Below are 17,715 nucleotides of genomic sequence, written 5' to 3'. Positions count from 1 at the left end.
TCAGATAAAAACAGCGCCTTTAATTCCTACTTAACCTACATCGTCGTGAGCAAAACGGTTGTAGAGGAAATCAAGAGCATGGTTGCGCAGTTTGTAGTAGGTCGGATCTTCCATAATCAAATCGCGATCGCGCGGTCTTGCAAACGGAATCTCCATCACCTCCCCAATATTCGCTGCCGGTCCATTAGTCATCATCACTAATTTATCGGCTAAGAACAATGCCTCGTCGATATCGTGGGTAATCATCAACACCGTACAGCGATTTTCATTCCAAATATCGAGTAATTCCTGCTGTAACTCTTCCTTCGTAATTGCATCCAACGCGCCGAAAGGTTCATCTAAAATCAGCACTTGCGGGCGAATGGCCAAGGCGCGCGCAATGGAAACCCGCTGTTTCATACCCCCAGAAATTTGCGGCGGTTTTTTATCCGCTGCTTCGCTCAATCCAACCATTGCTAAATGATCGCGTACAATCGCGCGTTTTTCCTGCTGCGACTTATTCGGATAGACCGCATGAACTGCAATATAAACGTTCTCAAATACCGTCCGCCAGGGCAGAAGTGCGTAGTTTTGGAAGACTACCATGCGATCGGGACCCGGATCGCCAACGGGTTTTCCATCCAGAAGAACGCTCCCGATAGAAGGCTTCTGGAAGCCAGAAACTAAGCTTAACAGCGTCGATTTTCCGCAGCCGGAATGCCCGATAACGCAGATAAATTCACCCTGGTTAATCGTCAGGTTCACATTGTCGAGAACGACAAACTTACCTTTTGGAGTAGGATAAATTTTAGAAACGCCGTCAAAAACCAAAAAAGGCGTATTGGTTCGCGTATCGCGGAGTTGTTCTTTAGCAGTTAGGGGTGAGATCATGGCGGTGTTTGAAGGTAAGAGGAAAAAGAGAGATTGTAAAAGAAACTGGCTCGAAAGCAATCGCTAGGAAATGCTCTATTAACATTGAGTTCTAACCTAAACCGGGCTTCTATTAAGTTAAAAGAAACCCGGTTTCTCGATTTAAGCCGCGATTAAGGGGCGTGAGTCGAGAACGACCTCAGCAATGCTGATATCGCGCTTAATCTTGAGATTATTAAGATAGCCGATGGGATCTTCCGCATCAAACTTCGTGCCGTCGAACAGTTCGATCGCGCCCTTATGATATTTCGTATCGAGAATGCCCAACTCCCGCGCCGCCGTACTGAATGCCGTCACGCGACAGACGCGCTCGAGAATCTCTAGCCAATTGCGGGGGAACGGCGTATGTTCCCAGCGCGCCAATTCCACCATATGCCACAACTGTTCGGTACGGCTGGGGCGATTGACACCTGCCCCATAAAAGAGGTGGTGGGCGTAAGTTTTCTTCGGCCCTTGTAAATCGCAAACCAACGAATTCGGGTCTACTAATTGAATATATTCTGGCTTCGTATTCAAATATTCTCGACGGCAGAGAATTTGCCGAATTTCAGCTTCGTTGGCTTCGTCCGCGCAATATTGACAAGCTTCGAGCAGTGCTTTAATTAAGGCGATATGCGTATTGGGGTAAGCATTCGCCCAATCTTCCCGCACGCCCAAAACTTTACCAGGATGCCCGTTCCACACTTCCAAATCCGTCGCCACGATAAAGCCGACATCTTCCATCGCCGCGCGCAAGTTCCAGGGTTCGCCGACGCAGAAGCCATCGATGCTATCTTTTTGTAAATCCACCACCATTTGTGCGGGCGGAATATTTTGTAAGATAACATCGCGATCGGGATCGATACCGCCAGAAGCCAACCAGTAGCGTAGCAGCAGGTTGTGCATGGAAGAAGGATGAACGACTCCCAAGCGGTGCTTGAGATGGCGGGTTCTGAGAATGTAGTTTCTGAAGTCGGCGAGGGTATAAACGCCTTCGTTATAAAAGTGTTTGCCGAGGGTGATGGCGTTACCGTTGCGCGTCATCGTCAGGGCGGTAACGCAGGGAAGAGTGCGATTGTCGCGCCCGCCAAGGGTAAGCCAGAGGGGCATTCCCGAAGGCATTTGGGCGGCATCGAGGTAGCCGTTCGCGATGCCGTCGGCGATACCGCGCCAACTGGTTTCCCGCGCTAAACTAACTTCATCCAAACCGTGTTTTTGGAAGATACCTTTTTCTTTGGCAACGGCGAGAGGGGCGCAGGCGGTGAGGGGAACGAAACCGAGTTCGAGGTTGACTTTTTCGAGTCCGTGACGCGCCACCACTGCAACTTTGCGCGCTCGCATTTTTTTGACGCGCTTTTGTTGGTTGAGGAAGTAGATAATTTCGGAGCGCAAGCTATAGTAGCTGGGATGTTCTACGACTTCCATCCGCTTGCGAGGGCGCGGGATATCGACGTTGAGGATTTGTCCGATTTGGGATCCCGGCCCGTTGGTGAGCATGACGATGCGATCGCTCAATAATACCGCTTCATCGACATCGTGCGTCACCATCACCGATGTGACTTGGTTTTCCTCGCAAATCTTCATCAATTGTTCTTGGAGGTTGCCGCGCGTCAGCGCATCTAGTGCGCCGAAGGGTTCGTCGAGTAACAGGAGTTTGGGGCGCAGGGCAAGGGCGCGGGCAATCGCAACCCGCTGTTTTTGTCCCCCCGACAACCGGGCGGGAACTTTATCGACGTGGGGACGCAATCCGACGAGATCGATATGTTCTTCGATAATCCCGCGACGTTCTCCCTCCGGTAAGTCTTTCATCACCGCATCCACTGCCAGCGCAATGTTATCGCGCACCGTGCGCCAAGGCAGTAAAGAATAGTTTTGGAACACCACCATCTTATCGGGGCCGGGTTCTTTAATGCGCTGTCCTTCTAGGGTGACTAAGCCGTCGGTGGGCAAGGCTAAGCCAGCAATCAGGTTTAATAATGTCGATTTACCGCAGCCGGAGTGACCGATTAAGGAGATAAATTCGCCTTTTTTAATTTCTAGGTCGATGCCTTTCAATGCCACATATTCTCCCCCATTTGTCAAGGGAAAAACTTGTTCTATATTCTCAACAGTAACAATAGCACTCATTTTTTTACCACCAGAGATAATGGACAATTGATAATGGATAATGGACAATTGATAATCGCTCGATCGCTTTGAGAGCCTTATGCTCGTTTTCGTCCACTATCCATGACTTCCTCGAACTTATTCGCCTCGAACAATTAAGGTTTGAATCCAAGCCACTAAACGGTCGAGAATCAAGCCAACTGCACCAATATAAACGGTTGCTAAGATTACGTCGCTGACGTAGTTCTGTTGGTAAGCATCCCAGATAAAGAAGCCGATGCCGACGACACCGCCCATCACGATTTCTGCGGCGATAATTGCCAGCCAAGCTAAACCGATCGCGATTCTCAAGCCGGTGAAGATGTAAGGTAACGCAGAAGGGAACAGAATATTTAAGTAATATTCTTTCTTGGTTAATTGCAATACCTTCGCGACGTTGTTGTAATCTTCGGGAATACGCTTTACGCCTTCAGTGGTGTTGAGCAGGATGGGCCAAACCGAGGTGATAAAAATAACGAAGATTGCAGAAGGTTGGGGGCTTTGGAGAGCGATTAAGGCGATGGGAACCCACGCCAAAGGTGCAATCATGCGTAAAAACTGGAATAAGGGGTCTAGTGCTTTATCAATGATGGGTTGAGTCCCCATGATAATGCCGACGATGATGCCGACAATGGCGGCTAAGCTATAACCGAGAGCAACGCGCTTCAAACTCTCGAATGTTTGCCAAAATAATCCCTTATCCAAACCGCCGCGATCGAAGAAAGGATACATTAATAAATCGCGAGTGCGGACTTCTGTCACCAAACTTAACGGCCCTGGCAAGCGTGTCAACCCGGAACTGGAAAAGAACTGCCAAATAATTAAAAAAGCGAGAAATCCCAAGATTGCCGGGACAATACTACCCGATTGCTTTTGCCAAAATTTGGCAAGCGGATTAGAACTTTGAGTTCTGCGAACGCTAACATTAGCTGTCATGTCAAACTTTTCCTCACTACTAAAAAGTTATGGGTTGGAAGTCAAGCGGAGTTTGAGAGAAACAAAATATCCTGTTGAGTGCATCAAGAGAATTCTCATTAAGCCTTCTTGATCTTCAGACTGTCGAGATACGCTTGCGGTTTTTCGGGGTCAAACTCAACTCCATCGAAGAACTTTTCTACCCCTCGAGAATCACTCGTCGGGATATCAGCAGCAGCGATTCCTGCTTCCTTCGCTGCTTCAACCCACAAATCGCCACGATTGACTTTATCGATGAGTTTCTTCGCCGTATCGAAATCTTTAAAATAACCGTTATGGAAATTCCAGCGCATTGTCTCGGTTAAAAACCATAAGTCATGACTCTTGTAAGGATAGGAAACGCTGCCGAGGTCGTCTTTCCAATACAACGGTCCCATTTTAAAGTCATCAACAGCCGGTTGTCCGTCGCCCATTTCGTACTTCCCTTCGTAGGGCGGCGTTAAAATCGTGGGGTTAATGTTGAAATAGTTGCGACCGGAAACAATCTGAATCAGTTCGGGACGATTTTCCGGCTTGTCACACCATTGCTGTGCTTCCATCAAGCCTTTCAGGATAGCCTTGGTGGCTTTCGGATTTTTATCGACCCAATCGGCGCGAATTGCTAGATATTCTTCGGGGTGGCATTTCCAGATTTGCGCGGTGAGGGCAGCCATGTAGCCGATTTTATCGCTGACGATGCGGTAGGGCCAAGGGTCGCCGGTACTAAACGCATCAATCGTACCCGTCCGCATCCCTTGCACGGTTTCTGGCGGAGGAACTGCAAGCAGGTCGATGTCCGTATCGGGGTCGATACCACCTGCACCAAACCAGTAACGAATCCAGAAATCTTGGTTGACGTTGGGGAAGGTATGGGCGGCTTTAAATTTGCGGCCGTTGGCTGAAGCAAATCCTTTAATATAATCGACGGCTTTGCTGTCGAGCTTTAAATTAACGCCTTGACCTTGATTTTTTCCGGAAATGGCAATCCCGTTTGCTTGAGTGACGAGTTGCGCGAGGACGTACATCGGGACTTTCTGCCCGTTGGTAATAATTCCTTCGGTGATGAGGTGCGGCATCGGCATCTGCCACTGCCCGCCATCGATGCCGCCTTTTTCCGAACCGATGACGACGTTATCTCGTGCTGATGCCCAGTTGGATTGTTTGGCAACTTCAATATCGGGCATCCCATACTTGGCAAAAAAGCCTTTTTCTTTGGCAATAATTAAGGGGGCCGATTCAAAAATCGGAATGAATCCTAATTTAACTTTGGTGACTTCAGGTTTTTGTTCGGGACTGAGTTCGACGGGGGTAGCCGCAGGACTAGAGGCGGGGCTGCTGGCTGTGGTTCCGCCCCCACTCCGGTCTGGGGGATTGCCCAGACAGCCTTTGAGTAAAATTGCTCCCGTGGAAGCACCCGCAGTGTATAAAAATTTGCGACGTGAAAGTCTAGAAAATTGAGTCATGAGTTCTCCTTCTTTCAGTTCCCTACGCTGAAACTGAATTGCGTGCATTATTAAAGGGTTTTGAAATTAGTCGTTCCTGGCTGATTTCCCCATGCGGAAGCACAGGCACACCCATCTAAGCGCTAACGTTTTGCTAGGCTACAGCGGATTGCCGTAATTGTGAATTTCGTTACCTTGCAGTTAAGTCTACTGCCTTTTGGTTGAAAAAGATAGCGATTCTTGCGAGTCTAAGGAACAAAGATAAAATAATATTAATAAGTTTTTAATATGCTATGCTTGATGAGAGCGATCTTTGCCCAAACTCCTGTGGGGACAGGTTCTTCGCCGCTCTCTTCAGGGCAACCCCTTATTTAATTAAGGCTTTGTGGGGACAAAATACCTAAAATAGAATCTAATAAACTAAATAAATAGTAGCCATAGATTAAAAGCAATAATAGATGATTGATTATTGCTACCATAGAATAATAGCTATGTCTGCAACTGAGAGTTTTAATTCTGGCAGTCTATTGTCAGTCGGGGAAACAAATGGCTGGGTTTCGGATTCTCGAGGGTAAAGGGTCAGTCCACTACTACCGGCATCAACTTGATAGGATAGTAAGAGAAGGATGGCTCTTTGACCCAAAAGCCTAAAATCCCGCACTTCGATAATCGTTAAGTATTTAAGATGGCTCGCCAGCGTCAAAAATCTGATTTTCCGAGTAAGGTTTGCCCGGTTTGCGGTCGTCCCTTTGTTTGGCGAAAAAAGTGGGCGGATTGCTGGGATGAGGTTAAATACTGTTCCGAGCGCTGTCGCCGCCGCAAAACCGCTCTCTAATTCACTTACAATTTATGTCTGTTTTGCCTTCCCGAAAGATTCTAGCTGTCGTCCATCAAGCGATTTCTGAAACCGGAGAAATTGGTAATGCGTTATGCGCCCTCGGCTATCGGGCAGAACTTTGCTGTCCGGCGATGGGTGCAGAACTGCCTTCTGGTTTAGAAGCTTACGCGGGTGCGGTTATCTTTGGCGGACCGATGAGTGCGAATGACGACCATCTTCCTTTTATCCGCCGCGAACTGGATTGGATTGAAACGGTTCTGAGTAGCGGGTTGCCGTTTTTGGGAATTTGTTTGGGGGCGCAAATGCTGGCGCGCGTTTTGGGGGCTAATGTGGCGGCGCATCCGGAGGGAATTAACGAAATTGGTTATTTCCCGGTTCAGTTCCTCGATCGCTTCGCGATCGCGACGGAAATTCGCCCCCCACAATATGTCTATCACTGGCACCAAGAAGGGTTTGAGTTGCCCGCCGGTACGGAGAAGCTAGCGCAGGGCGAGACTTTTGTTAATCAAGCTTTTCGCTACGGCGATCGCAATTACGGCTTGCAATTTCATCCGGAAATTACGAGTTCGATGCTGGAACGTTGGACGCAACTGGGTGCAGCGCATCTATCGCGCCCCGGCGCTCAATCTCCTGAAGAGCAGAAACAAAAGCACGCTCTTTATAGCGAAGAGGTTCGGTATTGGCTGCCAACTTTTCTGAATGCTTGGTTGGAGTTGAGATAAGTATATCTTGACATACTCCCCAGCCGGTCGGCGAGGGGATTCTTGGTTGACCGAGCCGACAAACCTTCGCATCCGTTACCGAATTATCGCAGTGGTCGTTCTCTCCCCAAGCTTTAAATCCCGTGTGTCCCACGGTATTTAATCCTTTTCTCACCGATATTAACCGCAACCTTGTGTCCTACATTGCGGTCTTTTCAAGCGCTTCTGGGCCTTACGAAGATGGCATAGAATTTATTTCTATCCCCTATTGATTAGATGAAACTCCCATGTCCGAGCGTCCCTATCACATCATCCTCTACGGTGCTAGTGGCTTTGTGGGTCGGCAGACCGTGCATTACTTAGCCCGCCAAACTTCTCCCGAACGAGTCACCTTTGCGATCGCCGGACGCAACCGCCAGAAATTAGAAGCCGTTCGCGATGAAGTCGGTGCAACCGTAGATATCCTAGTCGCTGACTGCCAAGATCGACAGGCGATCGATCATCTTGTCTCTCAAACCCAGGTGCTTCTCAACACAGCCGGTCCCTTTGCCCTCTATGGCAATGCCCTTGTCGATGCCTGCGTTCGCTTCAAAACCCATTATGTAGACATTACCGGCGAAACGCCTTGGGTCAGAACCTTAATCGAGCGCTACCATTCCCAAGCCGCTGCCGATGGCACTCGCATCATTCCCGGTTGTGGTTTTGATTCCGTGCCGTCCGATCTGGGGACTTACCTGCTGGTTCGTCACCTGCAACAGGAAGCAGGAGTCCCCTGTCAGTCGGTGAAGGCTTATTTCCAAGCTTACGGCGGCTTCAACGGCGGAACCCTAGCCTCGGCCTTGAATTTGTACGATTCGCAAGCCGAGGCACAGTTTAACGATCCTTTCCTGCTTAACCCCTCTATGCACTATAGCGAAGCCGAAAGAGAGCGAAACCGCGATCCAATAACTCCGTTTTTTGACTCAGAGGTGAATACTTGGGTGGGTCCGTTTTTTATGGGGCCGGTTAATACCCGCGTTGTGCGCCGCAGTTGCGCTTTATACGAGCAGTGGCAGGAACCTTACGGACGCGATTTTACTTATCAGGAGTATTTCAAGTTCGATCCCCCGCTAGCGGGACTTCAAGCAATCGGAATAACGACGGGGTTAGGTCTTTTCATGGGGCTTCTGCAACAGCCTCAACTGCGATCGCTTCTGCGTTCGGTGCTGCCCCAACCCGGTAGCGGGCCTTCCGAACAAACGATGGATGAAGGCTGGTTTTCTTGCGAGTTGGTGGGGACTGCGATGGATGGACGCAAAGGACGGTTTTTAATTGGCGATCGCGGCGATCCCGGCAATCGAGCTACTGTTAAATTTGTCTGCGAATCGGCTTTAAGTTTGGTATTACACGGCGATCGATTACCGGGGGGGCAACAGCGAGGAGGCATTTTGACCCCAGCAACGGGGTTGGGGGAAGTGTTAGCAGAACGGTTGCGTCGGGCGGGGATGACTGTGCAGGTGGGGAGTTGAACGGTTCTATCCTATACCGTACCTCCAACTCCAGACGACGCGAACATTGATAGCGATCCCGACCGCAATCTTTTGTTTAGCGGACACGCTTATTGGGCTGCTTATGATGGAATGCCGCATATTAATGCAGTAATCGAAGCCAATTTACCGCTTGTTTTTGGTGAAATCGCCAACAAGCAAGATGAATCGATCGCGGGGGAAACCGCATACTGCTACTACGATCTTGATGGGATTAAAGAAAATCATCCTCCCCAGAATGATTTGACCTATCAAGCACTTTTGACGGTGCTAAAAGAGCAGGAAATTGGTTGGTTGGCTTGGTGTTGGTGGAAGGATGGTTGCGATCGCCGGGAAATGACTCGGGACGGGAATTTCTCAGGTCTTACGCCCTACGGCGACGATTTGGTAAACAATCCTATCTACGGCTTGAAGGCAACTGCCCAGCGAGCGACCGCTTTTGGGGCTTGACACTCCCCGTGCTGAAGCGATGGGGATTCCTACCAGTCTTCTTAGCGATCGCAAAATATAAAGCTTAGATAGCCGCGAACGGAAAATTCTTCTCCGGTCAAAGTTGAACTCTTCCCTCATCCCCTACTTTGCTAACTCTAGAGGTGTAGAATTAACATCGGCATCGATCTAAACCTTTTAAAACCAAGAAAACGTGAAGTTTTTCGTCTATCACACTCCCGAACTCGTTCCCACTGAGTCTAGTCCCGATTGTGCGATTGTTATCGACGTACTGCGTGCTACGACGACGATAGCTGCCGCGTTAGACTGTGGAGCGGAAGCCGTCCAAGCTTTTGGCAGTATCGAGCAATTGCTGCAACAAAGCGAAGAATGGCCGATAGAAAAGCGCCTGCGAGCCGGAGAAAGAGGTGGAAAACAAGTCGAAGGGTGCGATTTAGGGAACTCTCCCCTCGACTGCACGCCAGAACGGATGGGCGGAAAGCGTTTGTTTATCAGTACCACTAACGGCACGCGGGCGCTGCAACGGGTGGAAAATGCCCCGACGGTAATCACCTCGGCGCTGACGAATCGAAAAGCCGTGGTGCAATATTTGCAACAAAAGCAGCCCGAAACGGTTTGGCTGGTGGGTTCGGGATGGGAAGGCGAATTCTCGCTCGAGGATACTGTTTGTGCGGGCGCGATCGCACTCCCTTTTTGGCAAGAATTAGGCGATGAAATTATCGGTAACGATGAAGTTGTCGCCGCGATCGCGCTTTATACTCAGTGGCAAGATAAACTGCTGGAATTATTTCACCGAGCTAGTCACGGGCAAAGACTGTTAAGATTGAACAACCTCGAAGACCTAAAATACTGCGCTCGAGTCGATTTGTTGGACGTACTGCCCATTCAGCGTGAAAAAGGGGTGCTGGTCAAATATTAAAAGCCGTCTCGAACCTCAATGGTTAATTGTCTGCGAATAATCTCGTTTCTGTCGAGAAACCGCTCACAATTTACATTCGGTGCGAGTTGGCAATTATTAATTGTCAATTATTCTTTACCTTTTCTTAAATTAGACTGGATAGGATTGTAAAGAAGGACTCTAAGCAATATGGGAACGGCTACAGAAAGTAACCGGCAGCGGAGTTCATGAAGCAAACAGCAGAGGTATATCTTGAGTTTTGAGACGAACAATTCCTCCACAGCCTTGGGTCCGCGTTCTGCCGGAGAGCGCAACCTCGATCGCACATTCAAATTCCTGGCTCGGGCGGGCGCATTTCTGATTGCCTTTATTTTAGGCGCGATCGCCGTCCTTGTTTTGGTGCGCTCCTGGCCCGCCATCACCGCCTACGGACCGCAATTCATCCTTAAGAGCGTCTGGAAACCCAACAGCGAACCGCCGGACTTTGGCGTTTGGCCTGCGGTGTACGGTACGATTATCAGTTCTCTCCTCGCCTTGGCAATTTCCGTTCCCATTGGCTTGGGAATTGCTATTTTCCTATCCGAAGATTACCTACCGCCCCCAATTCAGCGAATTTTTGTGTTCTTAGTCGAACTGTTGGCAGCCGTTCCCAGCGTCGTCTACGGACTCTGGGGCATCTTCGTCCTCATTCCCTTTTTAGGCAATATTTCGCCCGTCAAAGGGCCAGCAATGCTACCGGCGGCGTTAGTGCTAGCCATTATGACCCTTCCGATTATCGCCGCTCTCTCCCGCGACGCGATCGGTAACGTCCCCATTGACTTGCGCCAAGCTTCCATCGGTTTGGGAGCAACGCGTTGGGAAACCATCTTGCAAGTCATCCTTCCCGCCGCCTCATCAGGAATCATCGGGGCAGTAATGTTAGCTCTAGGACGCGCGCTGGGCGAGACGATGGCCGTCACCATGCTGATTGGCAACAACAACAGCAAAGCATCTCTATCTATCTTTGAACCCTCCAATACTATCGCCTCGCTGCTAGCCAACCAATTTGCTGAAGCGAGTGGCTTGCAAGTTTCAGCGCTCATGTATGCCGGTTTCATTTTATTCGTTCTGACTCTCAGCGTTAATGTCTTAGCCGAACTGCTTGTCAAGCATTTACAAAAAATTTAATCTTTTGAACATTCATTTATGAGATCGGAATCCTTTCAACAGCCTGGGAGAGCCAACTTCGATCCCCAAACGCTGAAACGAAATCCAGCCGCCCCTCGCACGTTATTCGGCTTAATCATGACCGGAATTTCTGCGGCTTGTATGGTATTAGCAGTCATTCCGCTGGGTTTAGTTTTGTACTACATTCTCAGCAAAGGACTGAGCAGCCTCAGTCCCGATATTTTTACCCAACTGCCACCGCCGCCAATGCTTCCAGGTGGCGGTTTTGGTAATGCGCTACTCGGAACGCTGGTTATGGTGGGAATTGCAACGGCAATTAGCGTTCCCATCGGAGTTATGGCTGCAATTTACCTCGCAGAGTTTAGTCGCGGCAGCAAAATTGCCGAATGGATTCGTTTTGCAGCTAACGTCTTAAGCGGCGTTCCTTCTATTATCATTGGGGTTTTTGTCTACGGGATTATCGTGCTTAACCCGATTCCCGGTTTGTATCGCGGTTATTCGGCGTGGGCGGGCGGAATTGCGCTGGCGCTGCTGATGCTGCCGACGATTATTCGCGCTACAGAGGAAGCACTGAAGTTAGTGCCGCAAGAAGTCCGACAAGCATCGGTGGGGATTGGTGCAAACGATTATCAAACGGTGTTGCGCGTCGTTCTCCCGGCGGCGATTCCGGCGATTGTAACGGGGGTAACGCTGGGAATTGCGCGGGCGGCTGGGGAAACTGCGCCGTTGCTGTTTACGGCGTTGAATACCCAGTTTTGGCCGAACTGGCAAAAGGGACTGCTCGAACCGACTGCATCGCTCTCAGTTTTAGTGTACGATTTTGCTCGCGTGCCGTTCGCCAATCAGAATAAAATTGCTTTTGCAGCGGCCTTTGTCTTAGTGCTGTTTGTTTTGATAACCAGTGCTGTGGCTCGCTTTGCTACTTCTCGCAGCCGATTCTAAGGTTCTATTGTTTCATACAAAAATTATAAGGAATAAATCAATTATGATTAGCGATCGCATAGCCCCGACTCAAACGGAAGAAGCCGTTTTACAAACGGAAAATTGGAATGTATATTACGGCGATTTTTTGGCACTGAAAGGGATCTATTTGAATATCCCTAAAAATAAGGTTACGGCGTTTATCGGGCCGTCAGGCTGCGGTAAAAGTACGCTGTTGCGCTGTTATAACCGTCTCAACGATTTAATTCCCATCTTCCGCGCTGAAGGGGTAATGACCTATCACGGTTTAAATCTTTACGGCAAAGAGATCGATCCGGTACAGGTTCGTCGCCGCATCGGGATGGTGTTTCAAAAGCCGAATCCTTTCCCAAAATCGATTTACGATAATATTGCTTACGGCGCGAGAATTAACGGCTTTAAGGGCGATATGGATGAGTTGGTGGAACGTTCGCTCAAACAGGCGGCGCTTTGGGATGAGGTGAAAGATAAACTCAAACAAAGCGGGATGGCAATTTCGGGCGGACAACAGCAGCGCCTTTGTATTGCCCGCGCGATCGCGGTACAGCCGGATGTGGTATTAATGGACGAACCTTGTGCTTCTCTCGACCCGATTTCGACACTGAAAGTCGAGGAGTTAATTCACCAATTGAAGGAAAATTATACGATTGTTATCGTCACTCACAATATGCAACAAGCATCGCGAGTGGCTGATTATACTGCATTTTTTAACGTGCGGGTTGTCGATGGAAAACGGCAGGGATATTTAGCGGAAGTCGATGCAACAGAAGTGATTTTCCAAAATCCGAAAGAAGAGGCGACTCAGCAGTATGTTAGCGGACGCTTTGGTTAATTAATAATGGATAATTAATAATGGATAATGGAGAGTAAGCTGTAAGGGCATAGCAGTGCTATGCCCTTGCCGTGTGAAATTATGTAATCTCAATAAGAATTGGGATAAATTCAGAATTCATAATTTTATCCCCCATTCTGAATTCATAATTCATAACTCATAATTTAATCAATTCGTTCGGCAAATCTTAATTTAGCCGATCGCGCCCGGGGATTGTTGGCAATTTCTTCGGGTTGGGCGACGATCGGTTTTTTGGTGATAACTTGCAGCAGGGAAGAATTGCGAAAAGTTTGTTTGACGATGCGATCTTCGAGGCTGTGAAAGCTGATAATGCCAATGCGTCCGCCCGCCTTCAACCAAGTTGGCGCGATCGCCAAAAAGCGCTCTAATGACTCCAACTCAGCATTCACCGCGATGCGCAACGCCTGAAACGTTCTCGTGGCAGGATGAATGCGTCCGTAGCGATAAGAACGAGGAACAGCGGATGAAATTGCTTGAGCTAATTGCACGGTAGTCTGTAAAGGACGCATTCCGACAATACGCTTGGCGATACGCCGAGACAAGCGTTCCTCCCCATACTGGTAAATCAGATCGGCCAAAGCTCGTTCGTCCCAATGATTGACGATTTCGGCTGCTGTCAAACTCTGAGAACGATCCATGCGCATATCTAAGGGGGCTTCTTGCTGGAAACTGAACCCGCGTTCTGCGCGATCGAACTGTGGCGAACTGACCCCTAAATCGGCAATAATACCCTCAAACTCAACGCCTTGGGGCTGATAATCGGCAAAATTGCCTTGCCAGAAGCTAATATTATCTCCTAAGCGTTCTTGCGCAGCAGCAAGGGCATCGCCGTCGCGATCGATCGCGGTTAAACTGACCTCGGGTACGGCTGCTAAAATCAAACTACTATGCCCTCCCGCCCCCACGGTAGCATCAAGATAGTGTCCTCCCGGAATAATCTGCAACCCCGCGATCGCTTCTTGGCTCAAAACCGGCAGGTGAAGGAATTCCGAAGCGAGATTGCCATTTACTGCTTGACCCATTCAAAATTTCCAATTGTTTGACTTTTCTCTCAGGTTAACGTCAATTGCCATGTTTATAGATCGAGATCGATTTCAGCATCCAACCGACGAACTTGAAGAACGCTGTATCGAGGGAATGGGCGAGCAACAATTACAGAAATGGGCTAAAAAAAATAAAATTGCTGAAGCTTATCGTTTCATTTATATTCCGAGTTTCGATCCCCCAGAAATCCTGCGCGTTTCCAGCGCCCCCAGTCGCGATCCCGCTCTTGAAGCCGTTTTCAAACTTGGCAGCCGCGAAGGGAAAGGCGATACTCCTACGCCAGTGGAACGCCACGTCAGTTGGGAACCCGAATCGCAGGACTGGACAAAACTCCTGACTTCCCTCGAACAAAACTTCTGGAAACCTGGGACTTGGAAGCAAGAGGGTTCGGGAGGCTCGGAATGGCTATTTGAGGGATATCGCGCTGGGGAGTACAAGCGGTTGCGAAGCTGGTACGGTCGCAATCCCCTCGCTTGTACTTTAGGGCGCTCTTTTCGTCATTTTATTCCGGAAGCACTCTCGCAGCAGTTTGTGTATTTTCGCAGTTTGGTGGGCGATCGCTTCGGCGAAATTATCTACGAATATCTCGAAGCCGGTCAGCCCCTCCAAGCGTTAAAACTCGCCCAAAGTCATAAAGCGGACTATATCAAAACTTGGCTGTTTGAGGGGGGCAAAGTATTCGATACTTGGTCCGATCTCGATTTGCCCGCTAAGCTTTTGCTCTTAGCTGAAGCTGTTGCTACCGCTCAAACCATCGATAATCGCTTGAGTAAAGCGCCAATTTTAAGAGATATTGCGCTGAAGTATATTGCGATCGGGCAATTAAACCGCGCGCTCTACCTCACTCGTAACATCGTGGTTCCCTATTATCGGATTGTTACCCTCGATTATCTGTGCGATTGTTTTGCTGCTGCCGAACGCACCGAAGATGCCGCGCAAATTCGCATGGAAATCTTGTTAACCGAGCGTTCCATCCAAGGCGATCCTGAAGTTCAACACCTGACTAAAATTCTCCTCAAACACCGTCAAATCGAACGGTTCGATCGCAAGTTGTCGCGCTGGTTTCAATTTTGGCGCTTACCACCGAAATCTTCGAGTTAATTTCCATCGCTTCTCTCGAGATGCAATGCCTTTATTTTTCTGAAGGCAAGCTTTTCATCCAGTTGAGAAGAATTCGCGCTATCCTATTGGTCGTAGGATTGGTTCGCACTGAATGAGAAATCGACTTTTTGCGGAGCAAGACCTAGGGACTTTCGAGGGTGCAGATGGCGAAAGCTATCTCAAATTTTTAGAAGAACAGCCCTTTGAGCGCTGGGCCAAACGGAATAAACTTACCGAAGCTTACCGTTTTACCTTCATTCCCACTCTCGATTCGCCTCAAGTTCTGAAGCTCTGGGAATCTTCTAAAGCATCGCCGCCCTATCACGCCCTCTACAAGCTCGGCAGAACGCAAGAGCATCAGCAGGAGGGCGGAATCGAACATTTGGCGAGTTGGGAACTGTCCGAGCATCAATGGACGGAATTAAAGGCGGCGATGGAACAAAATTTTTGGATTCCTCCTTCTTGGAAGCCCGAAGATAAGAAAGAAGGAGCGCTGTGGATTTTTGAAGGATACCGCGATCGCCAATATAAGTATTTGGTGAGTTGGTCCGGTCGCAATCCTCGCGCTTGCACCCTCGGACGTACTTTCCGCGAGTTGATTCCGGAGTATCTCGGCGATGAACTCCTTTGCTTTCGCAGTTTAGTGGGCGACGAACTTGGTGCGATTGTTTACGAACATATTGCAGCCGGACGTTATATTCAAGCACTGAAAATTGCCCAAAGTCATAAGTCAGACTATATCAAGATTCTCGCCCTAGAAAGCAGTCGGATCTATGAATCTTGGGGGGAACTTTCTCTAGAAGCAAAATTGCTTTTACTCGTTCAAGGGGTTGAAACTGCTTATACCATAGAAAACCCTCAAAGTCAATCCCCAATTTTACGAGAATTAGCCTTGAAGTACGCAGCCTTGGGGCAGTTGAATCGATCGCGGCAAGTTGCCCAACAGATTCCAATTGCGTATTACAAGGTCATTGTCCTCGATTATTTGTGCGATCGCTATACGGTGGCAGGACGACTCGAGGAAGTTGCGTCCATTCGCATGGAACTTCTGCTTGCCGCCCAAACGATCAAAGGAGATCCTCGAATCAGGCAGCTAGCGCCTATCATCATCAAGCACGCTCGGCAAGAACGCCTCAATTCTAAAGTCGGGCGAATGCTAAAATCTTTGCTGGCGCGCCAAAAAGAGAATGGCTGAGGCGATGCTAAGCTGGGTTAAGGAACAAGCGTTAAAAACCGTTACAACTTTTTTAAATTTGACAGAGAAAAATCCGATAAAATGGTATATTTGCGCAAATTTCTCTGACAAAAGGTTTTTAACCTTAATGATGTGATGACCCGAAATACCCGAATTTTATTAGCGGAATTGTTTGGAACTTTTGTGCTGGTTATCGGCGGCTGCGGTAGTGCCGTCTTAGCAGGCGAAAAGATCGGTTTTTTAGGCGTGTCGATCGCGTTCGGTCTTTCGCTCCTGGTGATGGCCTATACTATCGGCGATATCTCCGGCTGCCATATTAACCCGGCAGTCAGCATTGCTCTGTGGGTTGCCAAGAAAACTCCGACTGGCGAGCTTCCTTTTTATCTTATCGGTCAAATTCTCGGCGCAATTGTCGGGGGAGGCGTACTCTACCTGATTGCCTCGGGCAATCCGGCTTTTGATATTAGCAAAGGCTTTGCAACGAATGGGTTTGGGGAACATTCTCCCGGCGGCTACAGTTTGTTTGCTTGCGCGATCGCGGAAATCGTTCTCACCTTTTTCCTATTGTTTGCGATTATGGGAACCACTTACCCGAAGTTCCCCACAGGATTTGCAGGAATTCCCATCGGTTTAGTGTTAATTCTCATTCACCTCGTCGGTATTCCCGTAACCAATACCTCGGTTAACCCAGCCAGAAGTATTGGCGTTGCCGTATATCAAGGCGGCTGGGCGATCGAGCAACTTTGGCTGTTTATTTTCGCCCCGATAATCGGCGCAATTTTGGGAGTATACGCTTATAAACTCTTTCTCCCCAATCGCCCCTCGCGAGTCGAATCTAATCTAGAAGCGAGTTAAAAAGAAGGACTGCCAATCGTTATGGTTCGAGTTTCGCAAGCTGCTTTAGTTGAAGGCGCGATCGCGGGGAAAGCAATTAGTTTTCCGACCGACACCGTTCCCGCCCTCGCTGCACTCCCGGAGCGCGCGGCGCTATTATTCGATCTCAAACAACGTCCCTCGAACAAACCCACAATTTTAATGGGGGCATCCTGGGAAAGTTTGCGCCCTTACGTGACGGGCGAATCCGACGAGGTTGCACGCTGGGAACAAACCGTCCGCAAATTGTGGCCGGGAGCGCTAACTTTAGTCTTACCCGCCTCCGATTTAGTCCCTCCAGCGATGAGAGCGAGCGAAGCCAAAACCATCGGCGTGCGCGTTCCGGATCTCGCTCTCGCACGACAAATCCTCGCGGCAACTGGCCCTTTGGCAACCACGAGTGCCAACCGTTCTGGAGAAGCGCCCCTGACAACAATGGCTGCGATTGACGCAGCGTTTCCTGAAGTATTAGCGCTGGGCGACGGGGATATAACCCGAATCTGGGGCAACAATCTGCCGTCAACGGTGGCGAGGTGGCAGGGGAAAGATTGGGAAATTCTGCGTCGGGGCAGTATAACTGAAGAAGCTCTACTCGCAGCGAGTGGAGCTTTCTGACGAGCGGCCTTCAATTAAAAGTTCAATAAATCTTCAATCCCTCCATCTCCGCTCCCTGCAACCCT

General features: G+C 49.2%; 17 protein-coding genes. 12 read left to right on the top strand and 5 right to left on the bottom strand.

Going from position 1 to position 17,715, the window contains the following annotated elements; translation table 11 throughout:
* Positions 1–30 precede the first annotated feature (30 nt).
* The 4 genes from H6G50_RS08490 to H6G50_RS08475 all read right to left on the bottom strand — a co-directional run bounded on the left by H6G50_RS08490 (position 31) and on the right by H6G50_RS08475 (position 5,450).
* Complete coding sequence (locus H6G50_RS08490) at positions 31–870, bottom strand: nitrate ABC transporter ATP-binding protein (protein ID WP_190715177.1); 840 nt, start codon at positions 868–870, stop codon at positions 31–33.
* A 141-nt stretch (positions 871–1,011) separates the two neighbouring features.
* On the bottom strand, positions 1,012–3,015 hold the full coding sequence (locus H6G50_RS08485; RefSeq protein ID WP_190715175.1) for a nitrate ABC transporter ATP-binding protein: 2,004 nt from the start codon (positions 3,013–3,015) through the stop codon (positions 1,012–1,014).
* Positions 3,016–3,132: 117 nt separating this feature from the next.
* Complete coding sequence (ntrB, locus tag H6G50_RS08480; RefSeq protein ID WP_190715173.1) at positions 3,133–3,969, bottom strand: nitrate ABC transporter permease; 837 nt, start codon at positions 3,967–3,969, stop codon at positions 3,133–3,135.
* A 98-nt stretch (positions 3,970–4,067) separates the two neighbouring features.
* Positions 4,068–5,450, bottom strand: coding sequence for a CmpA/NrtA family ABC transporter substrate-binding protein (locus H6G50_RS08475; RefSeq protein WP_190715172.1), 1,383 nt, complete (start codon positions 5,448–5,450; stop codon positions 4,068–4,070).
* A 664-nt stretch (positions 5,451–6,114) separates the two neighbouring features.
* Here H6G50_RS08475 and H6G50_RS08470 point away from each other — a divergent pair.
* The 8 genes from H6G50_RS08470 to pstB all read left to right on the top strand — a co-directional run bounded on the left by H6G50_RS08470 (position 6,115) and on the right by pstB (position 12,801).
* Positions 6,115–6,264 (top strand): DUF2256 domain-containing protein, encoded by a 150-nt coding sequence (locus H6G50_RS08470; RefSeq protein ID WP_190715171.1) that lies wholly within the window; start codon positions 6,115–6,117, stop codon positions 6,262–6,264.
* A 14-nt stretch (positions 6,265–6,278) separates the two neighbouring features.
* Positions 6,279–6,989, top strand: coding sequence for a glutamine amidotransferase (locus H6G50_RS08465; RefSeq protein ID WP_190715170.1), 711 nt, complete (start codon positions 6,279–6,281; stop codon positions 6,987–6,989).
* Between the two features lie 266 nt (positions 6,990–7,255).
* Complete coding sequence (locus H6G50_RS08460) at positions 7,256–8,476, top strand: saccharopine dehydrogenase NADP-binding domain-containing protein (protein WP_190715169.1); 1,221 nt, start codon at positions 7,256–7,258, stop codon at positions 8,474–8,476.
* A 72-nt stretch (positions 8,477–8,548) separates the two neighbouring features.
* Positions 8,549–8,944 (top strand): hypothetical protein, encoded by a 396-nt coding sequence (locus H6G50_RS08455; RefSeq protein ID WP_190715168.1) that lies wholly within the window; start codon positions 8,549–8,551, stop codon positions 8,942–8,944.
* A 193-nt stretch (positions 8,945–9,137) separates the two neighbouring features.
* The gene (locus H6G50_RS08450) at positions 9,138–9,863 is read left to right on the top strand and encodes a 2-phosphosulfolactate phosphatase family protein (protein WP_190715167.1); all 726 of its coding nucleotides are present in this window, start codon (positions 9,138–9,140) and stop codon (positions 9,861–9,863) included.
* A 231-nt stretch (positions 9,864–10,094) separates the two neighbouring features.
* A complete protein-coding gene (gene pstC / locus H6G50_RS08445) occupies positions 10,095–11,009 on the top strand; it encodes a phosphate ABC transporter permease subunit PstC (protein WP_190715166.1) in 915 nt (304 codons plus the stop codon).
* Between the two features lie 18 nt (positions 11,010–11,027).
* The gene (gene pstA / locus H6G50_RS08440) at positions 11,028–11,951 is read left to right on the top strand and encodes a phosphate ABC transporter permease PstA (RefSeq protein WP_190715164.1); all 924 of its coding nucleotides are present in this window, start codon (positions 11,028–11,030) and stop codon (positions 11,949–11,951) included.
* Between the two features lie 43 nt (positions 11,952–11,994).
* Complete coding sequence (gene pstB / locus H6G50_RS08435; RefSeq protein ID WP_190715162.1) at positions 11,995–12,801, top strand: phosphate ABC transporter ATP-binding protein PstB; 807 nt, start codon at positions 11,995–11,997, stop codon at positions 12,799–12,801.
* A gap of 164 nt (positions 12,802–12,965) precedes the next feature.
* Here the strand turns inward: pstB and rsmH are convergent, their stop codons facing one another.
* Entirely contained in the window at positions 12,966–13,844 is an 879-nt protein-coding gene (rsmH, locus tag H6G50_RS08430; RefSeq protein ID WP_190715160.1) for a 16S rRNA (cytosine(1402)-N(4))-methyltransferase RsmH, read from the bottom strand.
* Between the two features lie 49 nt (positions 13,845–13,893).
* Between rsmH and H6G50_RS08425 the strand changes: the two genes are divergently transcribed.
* The 4 genes from H6G50_RS08425 to H6G50_RS08410 all read left to right on the top strand — a co-directional run bounded on the left by H6G50_RS08425 (position 13,894) and on the right by H6G50_RS08410 (position 17,650).
* On the top strand, positions 13,894–14,967 hold the full coding sequence (locus H6G50_RS08425; protein ID WP_190715158.1) for a hypothetical protein: 1,074 nt from the start codon (positions 13,894–13,896) through the stop codon (positions 14,965–14,967).
* Positions 14,968–15,079: 112 nt separating this feature from the next.
* Entirely contained in the window at positions 15,080–16,162 is a 1,083-nt protein-coding gene (locus H6G50_RS08420) for a hypothetical protein (protein WP_190715156.1), read from the top strand.
* A gap of 135 nt (positions 16,163–16,297) precedes the next feature.
* The gene (gene aqpZ, locus H6G50_RS08415; protein ID WP_190715154.1) at positions 16,298–17,017 is read left to right on the top strand and encodes an aquaporin Z; all 720 of its coding nucleotides are present in this window, start codon (positions 16,298–16,300) and stop codon (positions 17,015–17,017) included.
* A gap of 21 nt (positions 17,018–17,038) precedes the next feature.
* On the top strand, positions 17,039–17,650 hold the full coding sequence (locus tag H6G50_RS08410) for an L-threonylcarbamoyladenylate synthase (protein WP_190715152.1): 612 nt from the start codon (positions 17,039–17,041) through the stop codon (positions 17,648–17,650).
* The last annotated feature ends 65 nt before the right edge of the window (positions 17,651–17,715 follow it).

Origin of the sequence: Oscillatoria sp. FACHB-1406 (assembly GCF_014698145.1) — a bacterium.
Taxonomy (GTDB): domain Bacteria; phylum Cyanobacteriota; class Cyanobacteriia; order Cyanobacteriales; family Spirulinaceae; genus FACHB-1406.
This window is presented reverse-complemented; position numbering and strand designations above follow the sequence as displayed.